The organism is Vibrio sp. D173a, assembly GCF_030248475.1.
This window is the reverse complement of sequence record NZ_JAHGAH010001265.1, coordinates 1-965: the sequence shown is the minus strand read 5'-3', so window position 1 is coordinate 965 and position 965 is coordinate 1. Positions and strand designations below refer to the sequence as shown.

General features: G+C 46.9%; 1 protein-coding gene and 1 pseudogene. Both read right to left on the bottom strand.

Annotation, left to right across the window (positions count from 1 at the left end; genetic code table 11):
- Positions 1-210: 210 nt before the first annotated feature.
- Positions 211-816, bottom strand: a complete 606-nt coding sequence (yqiA, locus tag KIV40_RS32745) for an esterase YqiA (RefSeq protein WP_285353540.1) — start codon at positions 814-816, stop codon at positions 211-213.
- Positions 816-965 (bottom strand): annotated as a pseudogene (locus tag KIV40_RS32740) (3',5'-cyclic-AMP phosphodiesterase); the annotation flags it as partial. The pseudogene KIV40_RS32740 and the gene yqiA, both read right to left, overlap by 1 nt.

Here is a 965-nt window from a genome sequence, read left to right as displayed (position 1 = left end):
GTTCGCTGGGCTCTAATTCGATATAACCGTGTTAGTTGCCGTGAACCCTCACAGCAGAGCGAACGAGCGAAAGTATTGGGGAATATAGTCTGGAAGCAGGGGTTTGATGTCAAGCACGTTCAAAAACTATGACACCAAACTATGATATTTCACCACTGACAGATGAAATAACAGGCAAAAAAGATAAGATGTTGCGGCTGAAGTTAAACCTTATAAGGCTAGAAATTCAATTATCTTTTGAGGGTAACGTTCAAAATCCACAAAACTGTGGTCGCCCCCTTCTTCTACTGTCTGCTTCGCTCCTTGAAACTTAGTCACCGCTTGGCGGTAGTCGAGAACTTCGTCCTCGGTTTGTTGCAGTAGCCAAAAATCACTGGGTTGAGAGATGGATGCCACGTCTAATGCCTTGAGCTCTTCAATGTGTTTCTGTTCCAACACATAATGCTCATTGGTGTACGGATTGACCTGCTCTCCAAGATATTCAGACAGCAACTCGTATGGCTTGACCGCAGGGTTGACCACTGCCGCTTTAAAACCATAGTGCGCATTTAGCCACGTCGACAGATAACCACCCAACGAACTGCCCACCAGCGCGATCTGGTACTGATCTTTATGTTGCTCTACTACGTCTTTCAAATGTGCCGCTGCCATAGCAGGGAAACTCGGCAACTGTGGTACCAAAACTTTGATATCAGGGCGATGCTCAGCACAATACTCAGCCATCACATTGGCTTTGTGTGAGCGAGATGAGCTATTAAAGCCGTGAATGTAGAGCAGCAGTGAAGGCTTACGCTGTGGCATCTCTACGGACGGCATCAGTAACCCTCAGCGTTAAAGTCAGGGGTAAAAGCACCATTGGTTAATCGACGCACTTGAGTTGCGATCTCACCACTTGGTTTAAGCTCCAGTTCTCGCCAACCCGGGCTGAGCGTATCAAGCGCAAAATCATCAGAGTTTGGCTTAAA